This window comes from Ensifer sp. NPDC090286, assembly GCF_044769565.1.
Lineage (GTDB): Bacteria > Pseudomonadota > Alphaproteobacteria > Rhizobiales > Rhizobiaceae > Ensifer.
The window spans coordinates 701,391-720,027 of record NZ_JBIVYF010000004.1 but is presented as its reverse complement, the minus strand read 5'-3'; the positions used below and the strand labels follow the sequence as shown (position 1 = coordinate 720,027).

Sequence of the window (18,637 nt, the reverse complement as noted above, 5' to 3'; positions counted from 1 at the left end):
CCGGCCCCGTCATCTGCGATATCGCAGGCGACCGAAAACCTGGCTCTTCCGGTTGTCGTTGAGAAATTTGCAGGCGACCGTCAGCCGATCGCCGTCTCGCCATCGAGGGTGCGAATGGCGCCGTAAAGGTCCGGCCTTCGGTCGCGATAGATGCCCCAGCTGCGCCGGAAGGCGCGGACCGCATCAAGATCGAAACGTGCCGTCAGATAGGTTTCGTCGGTCCGGCTCGCCTCCGCAACGATCGCCCCCGTCTGGTCGGCAATGAAGGATGTGCCATAAAACAGCGCCTCGCTGTTGCCGGCTGCCTCCCTACCAACCCGGTTGGAGGCGATCACCGGGATCATGTTGGCGGCCGCATGCCCCTGCATCGTGCGACGCCAATGGCCGGAACTGTCGATCTCGACGTTCTGTTCGCTGCCGATCGCCGTCGGGAAGAACAGAAGTTCCGCCCCTTGCAAGGCGAGTGCCCGGGCGGTTTCCGGGAACCATTGATCCCAGCAGATGCCGCAGCCAATCCGCGCGTACCGCGTATCGACGGCACGAAAGCCGGTATCGCCGGGGCTGAAATAGAACTTCTCCTCGTAACCCGGCGCCTGCGGAATATGGGATTTGCGATAATTCCAGAGGATCTCGCCGTCCGCATCGATGATCGCCAGCGAATTGTATTGTGCCGGCCCGGCCTTCTCGTAGTAGGAAATTGGCAGAACCACGCCGAGCTCTTTCGCAACCGTGCGAAAATGCCTGATGGCGCGATCCTCGCCGAGGCTCGCCGCCAGATCGAGATGGTCGATCGTCTGCTCCAGGCAGAAATAAGGTGTCTGGAACAGCTCCTGCAGAAGGATGATCTGCGCGCCATCCTCGTGCGCAAGCCGCACCAGTTCCTCGGCCTTTTCGATGTTCTCGTCGATGTTCCAGCTGCAGGCCATCTGCGTCGCTGCGACCGTGACTTCGCTCATCTCAGATGCTCCTCAAGCGCGGGATGCCATGAAAGCGGCGATCGATTCCGACAGGGCAGAGACGATCGTGTCGCACTCGGTTTCCGTGACGATCAAAGGTGGCGATACGATGAGCCGGTTGCCGACCGGCCGGACGATGACGCCGCGGGCGACGCAGCCCTGGAAGATCACCTCGCTCGCCTTCTCGTAAGCCGGCAGTGGCTGTTTCGTGACCTTGTCTGCGACGAGATCGATGCCAAGCATCAGGCCCGCGCCACGGACATCGCCGACAATGTCGTGGGCGAGAAGAGCCTTTGCCCGGCGCTGCAGGTAGGCGCCGGTTTTCGCCGCATGCGGCAGGAGCCGCTCCCGCTCCATGATGTCGATGTTTGTGAGCGCTGCGGCACAGGCGACCGGATGGCCGAAATAAGTCAACCCCATCGAAAACACGCCGCCCTCGCACTGCGGACGGCTGATGACGTCGTAAATTTCGTCGGAAATCAGCGTCGCACCGAGCGGGATGTAGCCTGAGGTAATGCCCTTGGCCGAAACCAGGATATCCGGCTGCGTCTCATAAATGGCGTCGGAGGCGAACCACTCGCCGAGACGGCCGAAACCGGTGACCACCTCATCGGCGATGTAGAGAATATCGTTGCGGCGGCAGACCGCCTGCATGCGCTTGTGATACCCCTTCGGCGCCACCAGAACGCCCCCTGCCCCCATGATCGGCTCGGCGATGAAGGCGGCGACGTTCTGCGGTCCGAGCTGTTCGATGCGCATCTCGAATTCGCGCACCAGAAGGTCGCAATAGGCTTCCTCCGACATGCCGTCCGGACGGGCGTAACAATCGGCAGCCGAGATGTGGTGGATGAAATCCTCGCCGACCTGGGCAAAGCCATACTTGGTGCCGTGAATACCGGTCAGCGCCGCTGCCACATAGGTTGCGCCGTGATAGCCGTTGTTGCGCGAGATGATCTTGCGCTTGCCCGGCTTGCCGCGCATGGCGAAGTAGTAGTGCACGATACGAACAGCCGCATCGTTCGCGGTCGAACCGCCGCAGGTGTAATAGACATGGTTGAGGCTTCCGGGCGCAAGCTCCGCAAGCCGCGCTCCGAGTTCTGCGGCCGGCACGTTGCCCGATGCGCCGAAGGGATTGTAATAGTCCATGTCCATGACCTGAGCGGCGATCGCATCGGCCATCTCGCGACGGCCATGGCCGATGTTGACGCACCAGAGACCGGCGATGCCATCGAGCAGTCGGCGCCCGGCATTGTCGACGACATAGGCGCCCTCGGCCTTCTCGATGATCTGGCTGCCGGTCGCAGCAAAGGTCGAGAAGTCGGTATAGGGGTGCAGGACGTGATCCCGGTCCTTCTCGAAGGCCGAGCGGGCGTTCGGCCGATCGGCGGGAACGACGGATTGAACGATGGTCATTGGTTTCTCCAGAATGGCATGAGGCATGGTCTGCGGGATCGGCGTCACCGCAGAAGCTTGGTCCAGACACGGTCGTAAAGTTTGGTGACGGCGGGCGTGCAGGCGGTGAGGAATTCCGGCGCCGGCGCGCTTTCGGGCGGGCTGAGTTCGGGTGCACCGGCGAGCGCCTTGTCGACGAATGCTTCCGAACCCTTGATGCCGTTGGCGTAGCGGGCGTAGTTGGTGATCATCGCCGCGTTCTCTGGATCCATAATGAAATTGATCCAGAGCTTGGCGTTCTCGAGGTCCGGCGCGCCCTTCGGCACCGCGACATTGTCCATCCAGCCGGTGTAGCCTTCCTTCGGATAGATGTATTCGATCGACGGTCGCTCGTCGCGGGCGCGCATGGCATAACCGTTCCAGCTCATGGAAACGGCCGCCTCGCCCGAAACCAGAAGTTCCTTGGTCTCGGAGTTGTAGCTCTTGACGAATTGCTTCTGCGTCGAGAGCAGGTCGAGAACCGCTTTGAGGTCCTCGGGATTGTCGTTGCAGCGCGGCTTGCCGAGGTAGCGTAGCGCCATGTTTATGACGTCATTGACGTCGCGCAGCATGTTGATCTTGCCCTTCACCGCGTCATCCGGTTCGAACAGGATCTTCAGCGAGGTGTCGTCCCCCTTGACGATGTCACGGTCGACGGCAAGACCGGTCGAGCCCCATGCCCAGGGTGCCGAGTAAAGGCGACCCTTGTCCCAAAAGACGTCCCGCCACATCTCGTCGACATGCTGATAGTTCGGCATCGCCGCGACATTGATCGGCTCGAGCAGATTCTCGCCGATCAGGATCGTCATCGTATCGTGGCCAGGCACGATGATGTCGTAGCCGCCAGCCCCCGACTTCAGCTTGGCGAGCATGGTCTCCATGGAATCGTAGGTGTCGATATGGACCTTGACCCCATAGGTCTTCTCGAATTTCTCCACCATCTCCGGTGGCGTGTATTCGCCCCAGGTGTAGATGAAGAGATCGCCGGCGGCCGATGCGGGTCCGGCAAGGGTGGAGGCAAGCAGGGCAGTAAAGACGGCAGCTTTTTTCATCTGATGTTCCCTTTCTTGTTTTGGTTTTCGTTGAGTTTTCGCGATGTCAGTGCTTGCGGCCCGCCTGCCCCAGCAGTCCCGAAATCAAGACCAGCACGGTCGAGGCGGCCAGCATCAGCGTCGAGATCGCATTGACCTCCGGCGTCATGCCAAGCCTCAGCATTCCGTAGATGTGGAGCGGCAGGGTGGTGGCGCCGGGCCCGGCGACGAGCGCGGTGATGATGAAATCGTCGAGCGAGATGATGAAGGCGAGCAGCCAGCCGGAGACGAGACCGGGCACCAAGAGCGGCAGGGTGATGCGCAGGAACGCCCTGGCCGGTGACGCATAGAGGTCGGCCGCGGCCGACGGCAGTGTCGCGTCCATGCTTTCGAGCCGTGCCTTGATCGGCAGGTAGGCAAAGGGGATGCAGAAGACGATGTGGGCAATCAGGATGGTGGCAAAGCCGAGGCTGATGCCGACCGCGACGAAGAAGACGAGCGAGGCGACGGCAGTGACGATTTCCGGCACCATCAGCGGGAAGGTAAGCACCACATAGGCGCCCTCGCCGCCGCCCTTCTTGCGATTGACGGTCGCAATCGCGGCGCCGAGCGCAAAGACCGTGGCGACGGTCGCCGCGATGATGGCGATCACCACCGAGTTGATGGCGGCCGTCTGGATGTTCTGATTGGCAAAGACGGTCTGGTACCAGCGGAACGAAAAGCCGGTCCAGCGGGTGACCGAGCGGCCATCGTTGAAGGAGTAGATCGCCAAAACGACGATCGGCGCATAGAGGAAGACGACGCAGCCGACGGAAAGAAGGCCGAATCCGGGAAAGACACGCAGGTCGCGCAAGCGGGCCATGGACATGGCGGACCTCTCTCAGTGCTGCTGTTGCTGCTGGGCGGCGCGTCGCGCCAGCCAGAGAAGGACGATGAGGGTGATGGTGAGCAGGATCATCGACAGCGCAGCACCAAACGGCCAGTTGCGCGCCGCCTGGAATTGCGTTCCGATCAGGTTGCCGATCATCAGCGTCTTGCCGCCACCGAGAATGTCGGGCGCAAGGTAGGAGCCGACCGAGGGAATGAAGACGAGCAGGCTGCCGGCGATCAGCCCGGGCCGCATGACCGGCAGCACGATGCGGAAGAAGGCGACCCTGCGGCTCGCATAGAGATCGTAGGCCGCTTCGAGCAGGCGGAAATCGAAGCGCTCGAAGGCCGAATAGAGCGGCAGCACCATGAAGGGCAGGAACGAATAGATCAGCCCGAGCGAGATGGCGAAGCCGTTGTAGCTCAGCGCCAGGGGCTGGCCGATGAAGCCGAGGTCGAGCAAAGCGCTGTTGACCGGGCCATCGTCACGCAGCACGAACAGCAAAGCGATGGTACGGATCAGGAGGTTCACCCAATAGGGGATCGTGATCAGGAAGAGCCAGATGTTCTTCACCCGGTCGGTGCGGGTGGCGATGTAATAGGCGGTGGGCACGCTGATCACGAGGCAAAGCGCGGTCGCGACGGTCGCCTGCATGAGCGAGCGGGCGACGATGATCAGATAGTCGGGCGTAAAGGTCAGGCTGTCGTCGAGGAAATCCCGCTCGAACAGGATCTGCTCGTAGGCCGCCGTCGTAAACGTCCACTCGACGCCGCCATAGGCACCCGGCACCAGGAACGAATAGGTGAGCATGATCGCGATCGGCGCGACCATGAACACCAGGATGATACCGAGCGACGGCCAGAGCAGACCGGCATGGGCAAGGCCCGGCGGAATGCGCGAGGAAAGAGCGAGAGGCCGGGCGCTCATGACAGAAGCACCTTGATGGATCCCGGCTCGAAGCCGAGGCTGACGACATCACCGGGGGCGAAATCCTGGCGACCACGCAGGCCGCCGCGCGGCGACCGTGCCGTCAGCGCGTGGTTGCCGGCGCGCAGGTGGTATTCGACCGCATTGCCGAGATAGGTGCGATCGGCAACCGTCGCCGATGCCTGTCCATCGCCGTGAGCCGACCCAAGCATCAGCCGCTCGGGGCGGATCGACAGCCAGACCTCTTGGCCATCGTCGACGGGCTGCGCGAGCGGGGCATGCACCCGCCCGAAGCCGTCAATATCGAGCGCCGCCTCGCCACCGGCAGTGCCCGCGACTTTCGCCGCAATCAGATTCGACTCGCCGATGAAGTCGGCGACGAAGCGGCTTTGCGGCTGCTCGTAGATCTCCTCGGGCGTGCCTACCTGCTGCAGACGGCCATTGCTGATGACGGCGACACGGTCGCTCATCGCCAAGGCCTCTTCCTGGTCATGGGTGACGAAGATGAAGGTGATGCCGGTTTCGCGCTGGAGGGATTTCAGTTCCAGCCGCATCTTCTGCCGGAGCTTCAGGTCGAGCGCCGACAGCGGCTCGTCGAGCAACAGCAGCTTGGGCTGCGGGGCGAGAGCGCGGGCAAGTGCCACACGCTGGCGCTGGCCGCCCGACATCGTGTCCGGGCGGCGATCGGCATATTCGCGCATGTGCACGAGATCGAGCATGCGTTCGACGGTGCGATCGACTTCGAGCTTCGGCTTGCCGAGCATTTCCAGGCCGAAGGCAATGTTGCGGCGCACGGTCATGTGCGGAAACAGCGCATATTGCTGGAACACGGTGTTGACCGGCCGCGCTTCCGGCGGCAGGCGGCTGACATCCTCGCCGAAGATGCGGCAGGCCCCCGACGTCAGCATTTCAAAACCGCCGAGAATGCGCAGCAAGGTGGTCTTGCCGCAGCCGGAAGGGCCAAGCAGCGTGAAGAACTCGTTGGCGCGGATGGACAGACTGACGTCCTTCAGCGCCTCGTGGGCCTGCGGCGTGCCGGCATTGTAGGTCTTGCGCAGGTTCCGAACCTCGGCGGCGACGCTGTTTGGATGCTGTACCGGATCGGAACCGGCCATCGGCACGATGTTGTTTTCGGCCCGCGGCCTTGGATCGGGGTGTTTGATGGCGCGCTGCATGGCTCTCCTCCACTTGGGCCGAGGGGAGCGACACACCGCTCGGCATGGAGAAACTATGCGTGGCGCCGCCTGGGGGCGTTAGTCCCCCAGAGGGGGTACCGCCGATGGCAGGGGCTCCAGATGCCTGTAAACGCAAGAAAGGCGGCTTTCAGCCGCCTTTCGGAAAACCGCGCCAATCCCCATGAACGACGGTTGCGTCTCTTTCAGCTTCCCGCTTCCGACTTGCGGAAAACGATGACCAAGGTGGTCGCGACGATCATGATCACCGATATGGCGGCCACCGCCGGATCGAGATCCAGGCGCAGGTTGTCCCATATGCGCTTGGGCAGCGTGACGACGTTGACGCCGCTGACGAAGAGGGTGACGGAACTCTCTTCCCAGGACATGACGAGGCTGACGAACCAGGCCGCGAAAAGGCCGAAGCGGATGTTCGGCAGGATCACCCGGAAGATCGACTGCAGCTGGCTTGCCCCGAGGTTTCGGGCGGCAAGCTCGAGGTTCCGGTCCAGCCGGCTGAGCGCCCCGAGGATGGCGATGACGGCAAACGGCACGATCATCACCACATGGGAGAGCACCAATCCGGGGATCGTGTCGAGCAGGCCGATCTGCGCCAGCAGGAAATACAGCGCGACGGCGGAGGTGACCGGCGGAACGATGATCGGCAACAACACCAGGCCGATCAGGAAACGCCCGCTCGCCGGCCGCCGCAGCCAGATACCGATGCCGAAGGCGGCCGCAAGCGCCGTTGCAATGACGCTCGAGAGCAGCGCGACGAGCGTGCTCGTGCCGATGCTTGCAAGCCAGGTATCGGGGTCGAAGATCGCCAGGTAATGCCTGAGCGAATACGCCCCGTCCGGCATCGACAGGAAACGCTTGGCGGTGAAGGAAAACGGGATGACGGCGGCAAGAGGCAAGAGCAGGAAGAGCCCGGCCGCACCGGCAAGAAAGCCGCCAAGACGTGATGTGCCAAACATGATCCACCTACCGCGACATGAGTTGTTCGATGCGCATGACGCGCTGCGACAGCCAAAGGATGGCAAAGACGACGACGAGCAACACGACACCGAGGGCGGCACCGAGCCCCCAATTGGCCGTCTGGAACATCTGCACGAACACCGATTCCGCCGTCATCACCACCCGACCGCCACCGAGGATCATCGGCGTGACGAAGAAACCGAGCGAGAAGATGAAGGTCATGGCCAGTGCCGAAAACACGCCGGGCAACGACATCGGCAGGTAGATCCGCCAGAACACGCCGAGCGGCCGGCAGCCGAGACCGAGTGCGGCCAGAAGCACGCGCCTGTCGATCTTGCGCATGACGGAGGCCATCGGCAGGATCGCAAAGGGCACCATGAAGTGCACCATGCCCGTGATCACCGACCAGACATTTCGGCCGGTCGAAAGCCCGCTCAGACCGAAGGCCGCTGCGACGTCGCTGGCAAGCCCGTTGTTGCGCAGGATGACCACCCAGCCGAAGGCGCGCACCAGCACCGAGATCCAGAACGGAATGAAGATGCAGATCTCGATCAGCCGACTGCGGCGCGCGCTGCCCATCACCCAGTAGTAGGCGAGCAGATAGGCGATCGGGATGGTGATCGCCGTGCTCAACACGCACACCCAGAAGGTTCTGAAGAAGATCGCCTGGAAGTCCGCACCGGTGAAGATGCGGACGTAATTGCCGACGCCGAGCTCGGGCCGCGTGACGCTCCAGAGCGTCACGCCGGCAAAGGGCAGCACATAGGCAGCCAAGAGGATCACCGGCAACGCCCAGAGCATTACAAGCGACCCGCTCGCGCCGAGGGGCTTGAGCAACAGGAAACGCCTCTCGATCATGACGCGGTCATCGCCAGGTATTTTTCGAGCGCCGCATCACCGCGGGCCGAATACCAGTCCATGTCCATCAGCACCTGTTGCGCCATGTTCTCAGCCGAGCTGCAATCCAGCCGCTTCAGCTCCGCCGGCACGAGGTCATGCGCAAGCGGATTGGAAGGGCCGCAGCCAAGAGCCTTGAGGAGTTCGACCTGGCGCGTCGGATCCTGGCAATAGCGGATGAAGTCCATTGCCCGGGCCGACCCCGCCGGATTGCCCTTGATCACCGCCCAGCCCGACGGCGCAAGAATGCCTTCGGCATAGGTCCAGCTTACGTCGCCGCCGGTATCTTTCTCCACCAGATTGGCGCGGGTGTGCCAGATCAGCGCCATCGACGCCTCGCCGTCGCGCATCAGCTGTTGGCTCTCGGCACCGGAATCCCAGAAGCTGACGATATGCGGCTTGATCTCGTTGAGCTTGCGGATGGCGCGTTCTTCGTCCAGCGGATAGAGCTTGTCCATCGGTACGCCGTCGGCGAGAAGCGCTGCCTCCATGCAGCCCGACATCCATTTGTAAAGCGAGCGCTTGCCCGGGTACTTCTCGACGTTCCAGAAATCGGCCCAGGACTTCGGTGGGTTGTCGCCGAATTTCTTGGCGTCATAGGCGATGACATAGCTCAGGAAATAGTTGGCGACGCTGTATTCATAGGCAAAGCCCGATTGCACTTTCTCGCGATCGACCACCTTGTAGTCGATCGGCTCGATCATGCCCGCCTGCCCGAGCGACTTCGTCGCGCCGGGATCAGCGTCACAGACGTCCCAGGAAACCGCGCCGCTTTCGAACTGCGCCTTCATCGCGCCCTTGGTCGGCCCGGAGCCGTCGATCTTCACCGCAATCTTTTGTTGGTCGGCGTAGCTGGCGGTCAGGGACGCTTCGAAAGCGCCCACCGCGTCACCACCCCAGTTGGTGACGACAAGCTCGCCCTCGGCGGCGCGGGCCGATCGGCCGCCAAGATGCGGCGCGACGCCCAGCAGGACGAGGCCCGTCAGGAACGTCCGCCGATCGATACGGCCATTAAGATGGCCGTCTTTCAAGAGTTCGAGGCATTCCGCCTTCAGATCGTTGTTCATGCCATTTCCCCTTTTTGTTGTTTGGTTCGTTTGTGTTCTCAGGATGAGTCTTCAGCCGGCGAGCACGCGCCCGTCCAGGTGGCCCCAACGCACCCAAAGCTGTTCTCCGCGCACCGGCGGCATGCCGAGCGCGTCACGTGCGGTCGTTACTGTCAGGCCCGTTCCTTCCGGAGCGCTGCCCTTGACGATGGTCGTTCCGCCTTGAAAGACGACGCCGTCGACGGTCATCGGCAGCAGGTTGTGATCGATCTCAGGCCGGTCGCGGCAAAGGGTCAGCTTCTCCGGGCGAATAGCGAGAATGGCCGGCGCCCCCGCCAGCTGCTCGGCGTCGGGCAGCGTTGCCCTGACGCCGAACTCGCCGACATGGGCGTGAAATTCCCCGGCGACGGCCCGTTGCCGCGAGACCGGCAGCGTGTTCATCGTGCCGAGAAACTCCGCGACGAAACGGGAGTTGGGTTCGTCATAGAGCACGCTTGGCCGGTCGAGCTGGACGATGCGGCCATGGTCGAAGATCGCGATCCGGTCCGACATGGCCATGGCTTCCATCTGGTCGTGGGTGACGAACAGGAAGGTCGTTCCGGTCTTGCGGTGGATGGCGACCAGTTCGTCCTGCAATTGCTCGCGAAGGTTCTTGTCGAGCGCCGACAGCGGCTCGTCGAGCAGCAGGAGTTCGGGCTCGAACACCAGCGCGCGTGCAAGTGCTACACGCTGCTGCTGCCCGCCCGACAGTGCCGATGGGCGCTTGTGTTCGTGTCCCCTGAGGCCGACGAGGTCGACCATCCGGGCCACGCGCTCATCCACCTCCGCCCGTGCCACTTTCCGCACGCGCAGCGAAAAGGCGATGTTCTCGGCAACGGTCAGATGCGGGAACAGCGCATAGCCCTGGAACACCATGCCGAAATTGCGCCGGTCGGCCGGCGTCGCGCCGATATCCTCACCGTTTCTCAAAATGGCGCCCGACGACAGCGGCTCGAAGCCGGCGATCGCGTTCAGAAGCGTCGACTTGCCCGATCCGGACGGGCCGAGAAAGGTGAGGAACTCCCCCTTCTCGATGTCGAGCGAGACGTTTCTCAAGGCCTCGAAGGTCCCGAAGGACTTGCAGGCTTTGCGAATGGAAATATGGGCTGACATGGTCTCTAACTCCGCTCAGTCGACGCTGTCCCGGATCAGCGGGCTGGTCGAGCAATGGATGCCGCCGCCGTTGAGCTGAACCTTGTCGTAGTCGATCTCAAGCACGGTGACATTGTGGCGGGCGAGCGCCTCGCGGGTCTGGTCGGAGAGGCCGCGCGGCATGATCACCCGGCCGGGCGCAATCGCCAGGCCGTTGACGATCCAGGGATTGTCGTCCTCGTTCATTTCGATGGTGCGGATGCCGAGCGCGCGCAGCTTTTCCAGGAAGACGAAGGAGAGGCCGCGCGGCCAGACCAGGGCGAGATCGACGTCGATCATCAGAAAATGGCCGTCGATATGAATGTCGTAGCCGCAGAGGTCGACGACCAGAAGTTCAACGCCCTGGTAGCGCAGGACCTCGGCGATCTGGCTGATGCCGTCGTCGTTGATGCGGATGCCGCGGCCGATGACGGCGGTGCGGCTGTTGAGCCAGGCAAAGCTGCCGCCTTCAGCCATCGCGGTTCCGTGCAGGGTGCGAAGCACCGGCATGCCCTGCTTTGCCAGCGTCCGGGTCACGGCGAGTTCCTCGCCATGGCGCATGCGCGGTGCCAGCCGCGGGATGATCGCCCCGCCCTTCACGGCGATGCAGGAGTCCCGAGTGTAGACCGACTTGAAGCGGCCGCGATCGACGCCTTCGACATAAACGACCTCGACGCCTTCGGCCCGCAGCAAATCGGCGAGACCATCATGCTGGGCCTGCAGTTCCTCAAGGGTCGGGATGCTGTCGCTCTGCCAGTACCAGCCGGCCTCGAGGTCGCCATAGGTGCCGATTTCCTCAATGCGCTTGGTGCGGTCGATAACGGAAAACTCCTCTCCCGGACGGTGCATCAGCACGGTGCGCAGCTGGCCGACATCGTTGTCGCAACCCCAGTTTCGGCCCCAGAGGTTGCTCAGCCGCTCGGACGCCTCGAAAGCGGGTTCGGCGACAGAGCCGAAATACTTGATCGTTGCGGAGTAAAGATCTTTTTTCTTGGGCGGAACGGCGTTCATGTCTGATCCCCTTGCATGTGGTCGGCTGTCATAATCAAACCAGCCTCCCGTTTCGTTAAAGCAGATGCTAACGGATCGTTTTCCTCCCTCATAACGAATTGATTTCCGCTCTTACTTGAGGTTTTCTCAATCACAGGAGAGACCGGGAGTGAGATCTGTGACGAGACTGCCGCCGCTCAATGCCCTGCGCGCCTTCGAGGCGAGCGCCCGAAACAGGAGCCTGACGAAGGCTGCGCATGAGCTGCACGTGACGCCGGGGGCGGTCAGTAAGCAGTTCCGGCAGCTGGAAGAGCATTTCGGTTTTGCGCTCGCCACCAAATCGCGCGACAGCTTCGCGCTGACCCCCGAAGGCCAGGAGCTGTTCTCCAAGCTCACTCAATCCTTCGAGACCCTCAACGATGCGGTGCTCGGCCTGCAGCGCAATCCGATTGCCGGAAGGCTCGCCGTCAGGTGCATGCCGGCCTTTGCAACACGATGGCTGGTGCCACGTCTCGGCAAGTTCTACGAGCGTTACGAACACGTCGAGCTGCAGATCCTCTCGATGCCGGAATGGGGCGAACCCTTCCCGGACGGCCGCGCGGATCTGGCGATCATGTTCGGCGATCCCGCTGTCGCAAAAGGCGAGGCCACGCCGCTCAGGCAGTTGGAGTTCTTCCCCGTCTGCAGCCCGATCCTGCTCAACCGCGACGGTGACATCAAGCGCACCAGGGATTTGACCCGGCACATCCTTGTCGACGGCGTCGGCTCGACCCATTGGAACGACTGGTTCAGCCATCACGGCCAGGAAATACCGCCAACCGTCCGCCGGGTGAGTTTCGAGGATTTCAACCAGAACCTGGCCGCTGCCCGCAGCGGAATAGGCATCGCGATGGGTGACAATCTGACAGCGGGCGAAGAACTCGCCCAGGGCGCGCTCGTGCGTCCACTGAAGGGTTTCATCAAATCGGCTGCAAAGGGCTACTACATCGTCACGCAGAAGAACCGGGACAGCTCGCCGCTTGCCAAGGTGTTCATCGACTGGGTGGTCAACGAGGCGGAGGCCACGGTCGAATTCGCGTGATCGAAGTCGAGGAGTAGCGGTCTTGTCATCCAATGCGCTGCGCACCGGGGCGTGGATTTGCCCTGAGAATCAGTCGCTTTCCGGCGCCGCCAGGTCGGTGCGCATCTGGCGCAACATGTTTCGCCCGGCGATCAGCATCTCGAACAGGAAGGCCACCAGCGACCCGATAAGCGAGAGGATCGCACCGCCGAAGAACCAGAACAGGTTCTCCTCGCGAAACCGGAAATCAAGCGCTCCCGACAGAAGGTTGAGAATGGCGCAGCCCGTGCAGATCGCGGCCAGGGTTCCGAGCGCCACCGCGATCTCAAGCGCCAGCGTACGCCGGCGCAGATAGTTGAGCTGCGTGCGCCGCGCTCCGCTCTGCTCGTCCTTCTCCCCGATCTCGTTAAGGCGGTCGGACACCCTGCCAAGGCGGGTGGCGTAGACGCTGACGAAGCCCGCGGTGCCTGCGAGAAGGAACACCGGCGCCAGCGAGGTCTGGATGATCGAAGCAAGATCACTGACGTTCGACGGCGTGTCCATGCGAGCCTTCTCTTGTGCCCGTCGCGCTCCATGCGAGACCGGGAGCAGCACTCTAGTCAGTTTTGAAGGCGTCAAAAACCGATAAATTCGACCGTCATCGGAAGCGGTCGGTTTCGGTTTTGCGGAACGCGCATTCTTGCGGGCAGCAGGAAGCGTCGAGCCCCCGTCCTCGTCACGTACCGTAGCGACGTCATCGAATGCCAAAGAGCCAAGGGATGTTGCGGCCTGCGTAACGGGCGCTATTCCGTGGCTCTTGTCGCTTCAAAGCGGGTATGCCGGCGGCTCCGCCCTGATCGTCACCCACTGCCACTGGGTGAACTCTTCCCAGTTGGCCGGGCCGCCGATGCTGGTGCCGTTGCCGGAAGCGCCGACGCCGCCGAACGGATTGACGACGTCGTCATTGACCGTGGCATCGTTGATATGGAGCAGACCGACATTCAGCCTTTCGCCGAGCGCCAGTGCCCGGCCGACATTGCGCGAGACGATCGCTGCCGACAGGCCGTAATCTGTATCGTTGGCAAGCGCGACCGCCTCCTCGTCCGTATTGAAGGTCGTGACCACCGCCACGGGCGCGAAAATCTCCTCGGCGAAGGCGGGGTTCCCGGGCGAAACGCCGGCCAGGACCGTCGGCTGGAAGAACAACCCGTCGCTGCTGCCGCCGGCTTCGAGCTTGGCACCGCCTGCGACCGCCGCCTTGACGATGCCAAGCGCGTGGTCAGCCTGGGCGCGGTTGATGAGGGGGCCAAGCGCCACCTGGCCCGTGGCCGGATCACCGACCGGCAGCCTGCCGGCATGATCTGCGAGCTTGGCGGTGAACTTTTCGGCGATGCCCGACTGCACCAGGACGCGACCCGCCGACATGCAGATCTGCCCCTGATGCAGATAGACGCTCCAGACGGCGTTCCTGACCGCAAGGTCGAGGTCGGCATCGTCGAGCACAATGAAGGAATTCTTGCCGCCGAGTTCAAGCGACACCTTCTTCAGATTGCGCCCCGCCGCCTCGCCGACCCGGCGCCCGGCCGCCGTCGAGCCGGTAAACTGGATCATGCCGATGTTTCGGTCGTCCGTCAGCGCAGCTCCGGCCGCGCCGTCGCCCGGCAGCACCGCAAGCACGCCCTCAGGAAGCCCCGCTTCCTCGAAGAGGCGAGCGATAACGTGACCGCCGCAAAGGGCCGTGCGCGGATCAGGCTTGAGAACGACGGCATTGCCGACGGCAATCGCAGGCGCAACGGCACGCATGGCGAGATAGAGAGGGAAATTGAAAGGCGAGATGACGCCGACGACGCCGATCGGCCGGCGCTTGGCAAAGCTCAGCCGGCCCGGCTGCGACGGTAACACGGCACCGGCCGCCTGCGAGGGCATCGCAGCCGCCTCGTAGAGCGCCTTGATGGTGAGCGCGACCTCGAATTCGGCCTTTGCCGGAACGGAGCCGGATTCGCGCACGATCCAGCCGGCGATCTCCGCACGGTGTCCCTCGGCGACCTGCGCCGCCTTACGCAAGATCTCCGCACGCCGTTCATAGGCCGTCGCCGCCCAGGCCGGCTGTGCCAGCCGAGCGCGCGCTGCTGCTTCAGCGACCGCGGCGGGGCTGGCCATGCCGACCCTTCCCAATGTCGCGCCCCGGCTCGACGGCGTCCACCACATTCGCGGCCGCCCTCCAACCGCCGTCGAACAGGACACCGCCGATATGTCTTTCCTGCAGAAGCGTCTTGCCGATATCGCTGCTCATGTTTTCCTCCCGCGTCATTGCAACCAGGGTCACAAGATCGAACAGGCGCGGGAAAGCGTCCAACACCATTTGGGTTGGAGAGCATACCTTGCGGATATAGTAGCGATACCAACACGAGAGGTATGACGCGGATGGAAGCGCGTCATACCCTTGTCGTGGGAATAGCGAAGCGACCCGGCCTGACGATCACTCGTCCGACAGCAGCGTCCGAACCAGAGGATGCCTGGCGTCGGCAAGGCCGTCGATGACGTTGAAGTGGTGCCTGTCCGGTTCGGCGACAGCAGCCGTCCTTGCGCCCAACCCGGTCCAGATATTGGCAAGAAGCGCATTCTGGCGCAGGAACTCCGCACGCTCGCCGCCGCCGACCCAGCAGGTGATACGGGCGTCTTTCATGGGCCGCAGCAGCGCCGGGCTCTGCGAAAGTGCCTCGGCCTCGTCGATGGCGAGCTTCTCGTTCATGGTCGTCGACATGATCGGGCGCAGGTCATGGACGCCCGAGATCGACACGACGTTGCGGATCCGGGCCTGGACATCCCGCGAAAGCGGCGCTGTCGTCGTGATCATCCGGCTGACCAGATGGCCGCCGGCCGAGTGGCCAGTCAGCATCAAGGGACCCTCGACGCGTTTCGCTGCCTCGCTGATGGCGGCGGCGACGTCCTCGACGATCCCGGCAATGCGGATCTCCGGGCAGAGCGTGTAGGACGGCATCGCGACGGCATAGCCGTGCTCCACGGCCCCTGCCGCCAAGTGGGACCAGAAGCTCTTGTCGAGCTGCAGCCAGTAGCCGCCGTGGACGAAGACCACCAGGCCCTTGGGCGAACCATCGGGCAGAAAGAGGTCCATGCGGTTCCTCGGCCGATCGCCATAGGCAAGGTCGAGTTTGGCGCGTCCAGCGCTCGAGAGGGCGTTGCGGAACGCCTCGGCCGGCTTGACCCAAGCCTCCGGCCAGCGATCGCCGCGCGCGATGTTCGAGCCGTTCGCATAGGCGTCGTCCCAGTCGGAAATGCGGTGTTCCAGCATCGATTTCATCCTCCCCTTGATGTCTCCTTACAGATAGCAATCGCCTGCCCCACCGGGAAAGGCAATGCTGGAATTCGAAAAAAACTTTAGGCTTGAAATAATTTTGGACTGGTGCGATGCTGCCCCATGTTCAGCCGAGAAGTGGAGGTCTCGCTGTGCCTATCGCCATAACTGGGATCGCGTCAGCGACCGCCCGTGTCACCTTGAACCGTGACGCGACGCTCGTCGCGTGCCTGCAGACCAGGGCTTTGAACCACCGCAAGACTTTCAGCCGGCTTTGAACAATGCCTGGGCAACAGGCACGAACGAAAATAGGGAACAGCCGCCACATGCTTGGACCGACTTCGCACGTCGATACGTTCACCCGCGACCATCTTCCGCCACCGGAAGAATGGCCGGAGTTCCTTCTCGAAGGTTTTGACTATCCGGATCACCTCAACGCCGCCGTTGAACTGACGGACGCCATGGTCGCCAAGGGTTTCGGCGATCATACCGCGCTGATCGGCAACGGGCGCCGCCGGACCTACAAGGAACTGTCCGACTGGACCAACCGGCTCGCCCATGCGCTGGTCGAAAATTACGGCGTCAAACCCGGCCATCGCGTGCTCATCCGGTCCGCCAACAATCCGGCCATGGTCGCCTGCTGGCTGGCGGCAACCAAGGCCGGTGCCGTCGTCGTCAACACCATGCCGATGCTGAGAGCCGGGGAACTCGCCAAGATCGTCGACAAGGCCGAAGTCAGCCTGGCGCTCTGCGACACGCGACTGATGGAAGAGATGATCGCCTGCGCCAAGGACAGCCGCTTTCTGAAGCAGGTCGTGAGCTTCGACGGCACGGCGAACCACGACGCGGAACTCGACCGCATCGCACTCGACAAATCCGTCGTGTTCGAGGCCGTGCATACCGGTCGCGACGACGTGGCGCTGCTCGGCTTCACCTCGGGCACGACCGGGATCCCCAAGGCGACCATGCACTTCCATCGCGATCTGCTTGCGATCGCCGACGGCTACGCCCGTGAAGTGCTCGCCGTCACGCCCGATGATATCTTCGTCGGCTCGCCGCCGCTCGCCTTCACCTTCGGCCTTGGCGGCCTTGCGATCTTCCCCTTGCGCTTTGGAGCCGCAGCGACACTGCTCGAGCACGCGACGCCCGCCAACATGGTGGAGATTATCGAGAAATACAGAGCGACGATCTCGTTTACCGCTCCCACCGCCTATCGGGCGATGATGAAGGCGATGGACAACGGCGCCGATCTTTCATCACTGCGCGTCGCGATTTCCGCGGGCGAGACCCTGCCCGGTCCGGTCTTTACGGAGTGGACGGCCAAGACCGGCAAGCCGATCCTCGACGGCATCGGGGCGACCGAGATGCTGCACATCTTCATTTCCAATCGCTTCGAGGATCGCAAGGCCGCCTCGACCGGCAAGCCCGTCGGCGGCTACCAGGCACGGATCGTCAATGACGACATGCAGGAAGTGCCCCGTGGCACGATTGGCAGGCTTGCGGTGCGCGGCCCGACCGGCTGCCGCTACATGTCGGATGCCCGCCAGCGCGACTATGTCCGCGACGGCTGGAACCTTACCGGCGACGCCTTCTACCAGGACGAGGACGGGTTCTTCCATTTCGCCGCCCGCTCCGACGACATGATCATCACCGCCGGCTACAACATCGCCGGCCCCGAGGTCGAGGCGGCGCTGATCGCGCATCCGGAAGTCGCCGAATGCGCCGTTGTCGGCGCGCCCGATGCGGAGCGCGGCCAGATTGTCGAAGCCTATGTCGTTCTGATATCTGGCGTGTCGGCGGACGACGCAACGATCAAGCGGCTGCAGGATCATGTGAAGGCGACGATCGCACCCTACAAATATCCGCGATCGGTAAAGTTCCTGGACAACCTGCCAAAGACAGCCACGGGCAAGATCCAGCGGTTCCGATTGCGGTCGGAGAACTGAAAATATGAGCAAGTCATACGACCCTTCGAAAGAAGGCGCCCAAATGTCGTTCAAGGGACGCATGTCCTACAGCGACTACCTGATGCTGGAAAAGGTGCTGGACGCACAGGAGCCGCTTTCCAAAGCCCATGACGAGATGCTGTTCATCATCCAGCATCAGACGTCCGAGCTCTGGATGAAGCTCGCGCTGCACGAGATCAACGCGGCGGTCCGCTCGATCCGCGACGACCGGCTGGAGCCCGCGTTCAAGATGCTGACGCGCGTCGCCCGCATCTTCGAGCAGCTGAACAGCGCCTGGGACGTGCTGCGCACGATGACCCCGAGCGAATACACCACGTTCCGCGAATCGCTCGGCCAGTCCTCCGGCTTCCAGTCGTGGCAGTACCGGGCGATCGAGTTCCTTGCCGGCAACCGCAATGTCGCGATGCTCGGCCCCCATGCGCACCGCCCCGACATCATGGAAAAGCTGGAAGCGATACTTTCAGCGCCGTCGCTCTACGACGAGGCGATCCGGCTTCTTTCGCGCAACGGCTTCGACGTCGGCGCGGAAGCGGACAAGACCGATTGGCGCGAGACGCGAGCGGAAAGCGACAAGGTCTTTGCCGCCTGGCAGACCGTCTACCGCGATCCGGAACGCTACTGGATGCTCTACGAGCTTGCCGAGAAGCTGGTCGATTTCGAGGACTATTTCCGCCGCTGGCGCTTCAACCACGTCACGACGGTCGAGCGCATCATCGGCATGAAACGCGGAACCGGGGGCACATCCGGCGCGTCCTATCTGAAAAAGATGCTCGAAGTGGAACTTTTCCCCGAGCTCTGGCACGTGCGCACGGGTCTCTGATAGAACACAACCCAAAAGGGAACCAACAA

Annotated in this window: 18 protein-coding genes; 3 read left to right on the top strand and 15 right to left on the bottom strand. The window is 63.0% G+C overall.

What is annotated here, in order from left to right:
* Nucleotides 1-80: 80 nt before the first annotated feature.
* The 11 genes from aguB to ACIQUG_RS23960 all read right to left on the bottom strand — a co-directional run bounded on the left by aguB (nucleotide 81) and on the right by ACIQUG_RS23960 (nucleotide 11,487).
* On the bottom strand, nucleotides 81-956 hold the full coding sequence (aguB, locus tag ACIQUG_RS24010; RefSeq protein WP_402324549.1) for an N-carbamoylputrescine amidase: 876 nt from the start codon (nucleotides 954-956) through the stop codon (nucleotides 81-83).
* A 12-nt stretch (nucleotides 957-968) separates the two neighbouring features.
* Nucleotides 969-2,369 carry an aminotransferase gene (locus ACIQUG_RS24005; protein ID WP_402324546.1) on the bottom strand — a complete coding sequence of 467 codons (1,401 nt, stop codon included), beginning with the start codon at nucleotides 2,367-2,369 and terminating at the stop codon, nucleotides 969-971.
* A gap of 44 nt (nucleotides 2,370-2,413) precedes the next feature.
* The gene (locus tag ACIQUG_RS24000; protein WP_052202054.1) at nucleotides 2,414-3,439 is read right to left on the bottom strand and encodes an extracellular solute-binding protein; all 1,026 of its coding nucleotides are present in this window, start codon (nucleotides 3,437-3,439) and stop codon (nucleotides 2,414-2,416) included.
* Nucleotides 3,440-3,485: 46 nt separating this feature from the next.
* Complete coding sequence (locus tag ACIQUG_RS23995) at nucleotides 3,486-4,286, bottom strand: ABC transporter permease (RefSeq protein ID WP_402324543.1); 801 nt, start codon at nucleotides 4,284-4,286, stop codon at nucleotides 3,486-3,488.
* Nucleotides 4,287-4,298: 12 nt separating this feature from the next.
* Nucleotides 4,299-5,213 (bottom strand): ABC transporter permease, encoded by a 915-nt coding sequence (locus ACIQUG_RS23990; RefSeq protein WP_402324542.1) that lies wholly within the window; start codon nucleotides 5,211-5,213, stop codon nucleotides 4,299-4,301.
* On the bottom strand, nucleotides 5,210-6,388 hold the full coding sequence (locus tag ACIQUG_RS23985) for an ABC transporter ATP-binding protein (RefSeq protein WP_402324541.1): 1,179 nt from the start codon (nucleotides 6,386-6,388) through the stop codon (nucleotides 5,210-5,212). The genes ACIQUG_RS23990 and ACIQUG_RS23985 overlap by 4 nt, the downstream gene beginning before the upstream one ends.
* Nucleotides 6,389-6,591: 203 nt before the next feature.
* Nucleotides 6,592-7,362: an ABC transporter permease gene (locus ACIQUG_RS23980; RefSeq protein ID WP_402324540.1), complete on the bottom strand. Its 771-nt coding sequence runs from the start codon at nucleotides 7,360-7,362 to the stop codon at nucleotides 6,592-6,594.
* 7 nt (nucleotides 7,363-7,369) lie between these two features.
* Nucleotides 7,370-8,221, bottom strand: a complete 852-nt coding sequence (locus ACIQUG_RS23975; protein ID WP_402324538.1) for an ABC transporter permease — start codon at nucleotides 8,219-8,221, stop codon at nucleotides 7,370-7,372.
* Entirely contained in the window at nucleotides 8,218-9,327 is a 1,110-nt protein-coding gene (locus ACIQUG_RS23970; RefSeq protein ID WP_402324537.1) for an ABC transporter substrate-binding protein, read from the bottom strand. Before ACIQUG_RS23970 ends, ACIQUG_RS23975 begins: the two co-directional genes overlap by 4 nt.
* A gap of 51 nt (nucleotides 9,328-9,378) precedes the next feature.
* On the bottom strand, nucleotides 9,379-10,458 hold the full coding sequence (locus ACIQUG_RS23965) for an ABC transporter ATP-binding protein (RefSeq protein ID WP_402324536.1): 1,080 nt from the start codon (nucleotides 10,456-10,458) through the stop codon (nucleotides 9,379-9,381).
* 15 nt (nucleotides 10,459-10,473) lie between these two features.
* On the bottom strand, nucleotides 10,474-11,487 hold the full coding sequence (locus tag ACIQUG_RS23960; protein WP_402324534.1) for a dimethylarginine dimethylaminohydrolase family protein: 1,014 nt from the start codon (nucleotides 11,485-11,487) through the stop codon (nucleotides 10,474-10,476).
* Nucleotides 11,488-11,635: 148 nt separating this feature from the next.
* Here ACIQUG_RS23960 and ACIQUG_RS23955 point away from each other — a divergent pair, with 148 nt between their 5' ends.
* Nucleotides 11,636-12,547, top strand: coding sequence for a LysR substrate-binding domain-containing protein (locus ACIQUG_RS23955; protein WP_402324533.1), 912 nt, complete (start codon nucleotides 11,636-11,638; stop codon nucleotides 12,545-12,547).
* A gap of 69 nt (nucleotides 12,548-12,616) precedes the next feature.
* On the opposite strand, the gene ACIQUG_RS23950 is transcribed toward ACIQUG_RS23955, so the two are convergent.
* The 4 genes from ACIQUG_RS23950 to ACIQUG_RS23935 all read right to left on the bottom strand — a co-directional run bounded on the left by ACIQUG_RS23950 (nucleotide 12,617) and on the right by ACIQUG_RS23935 (nucleotide 15,818).
* Complete coding sequence (locus ACIQUG_RS23950; RefSeq protein ID WP_402324532.1) at nucleotides 12,617-13,069, bottom strand: DUF2721 domain-containing protein; 453 nt, start codon at nucleotides 13,067-13,069, stop codon at nucleotides 12,617-12,619.
* Nucleotides 13,070-13,330: 261 nt separating this feature from the next.
* Nucleotides 13,331-14,665 carry a benzaldehyde dehydrogenase gene (locus ACIQUG_RS23945; RefSeq protein WP_402324531.1) on the bottom strand — a complete coding sequence of 445 codons (1,335 nt, stop codon included), beginning with the start codon at nucleotides 14,663-14,665 and terminating at the stop codon, nucleotides 13,331-13,333.
* Nucleotides 14,640-14,798, bottom strand: coding sequence for a hypothetical protein (locus ACIQUG_RS23940; RefSeq protein WP_402324529.1), 159 nt, complete (start codon nucleotides 14,796-14,798; stop codon nucleotides 14,640-14,642). Before ACIQUG_RS23940 ends, ACIQUG_RS23945 begins: the two co-directional genes overlap by 26 nt.
* Nucleotides 14,799-14,984: 186 nt before the next feature.
* Nucleotides 14,985-15,818 (bottom strand): alpha/beta hydrolase, encoded by an 834-nt coding sequence (locus ACIQUG_RS23935; protein WP_402324528.1) that lies wholly within the window; start codon nucleotides 15,816-15,818, stop codon nucleotides 14,985-14,987.
* A gap of 329 nt (nucleotides 15,819-16,147) precedes the next feature.
* On the opposite strand from ACIQUG_RS23935, the gene ACIQUG_RS23930 reads away from it, so the two are divergent.
* Together ACIQUG_RS23930 and kynA are read left to right on the top strand one after the other, a co-directional pair.
* Entirely contained in the window at nucleotides 16,148-17,767 is a 1,620-nt protein-coding gene (locus ACIQUG_RS23930) for a benzoate-CoA ligase family protein (protein ID WP_402324527.1), read from the top strand.
* Between the two features lie 4 nt (nucleotides 17,768-17,771).
* Nucleotides 17,772-18,608, top strand: a complete 837-nt coding sequence (gene kynA / locus ACIQUG_RS23925; protein ID WP_043624015.1) for a tryptophan 2,3-dioxygenase — start codon at nucleotides 17,772-17,774, stop codon at nucleotides 18,606-18,608.
* Nucleotides 18,609-18,637 lie beyond the last annotated feature (29 nt).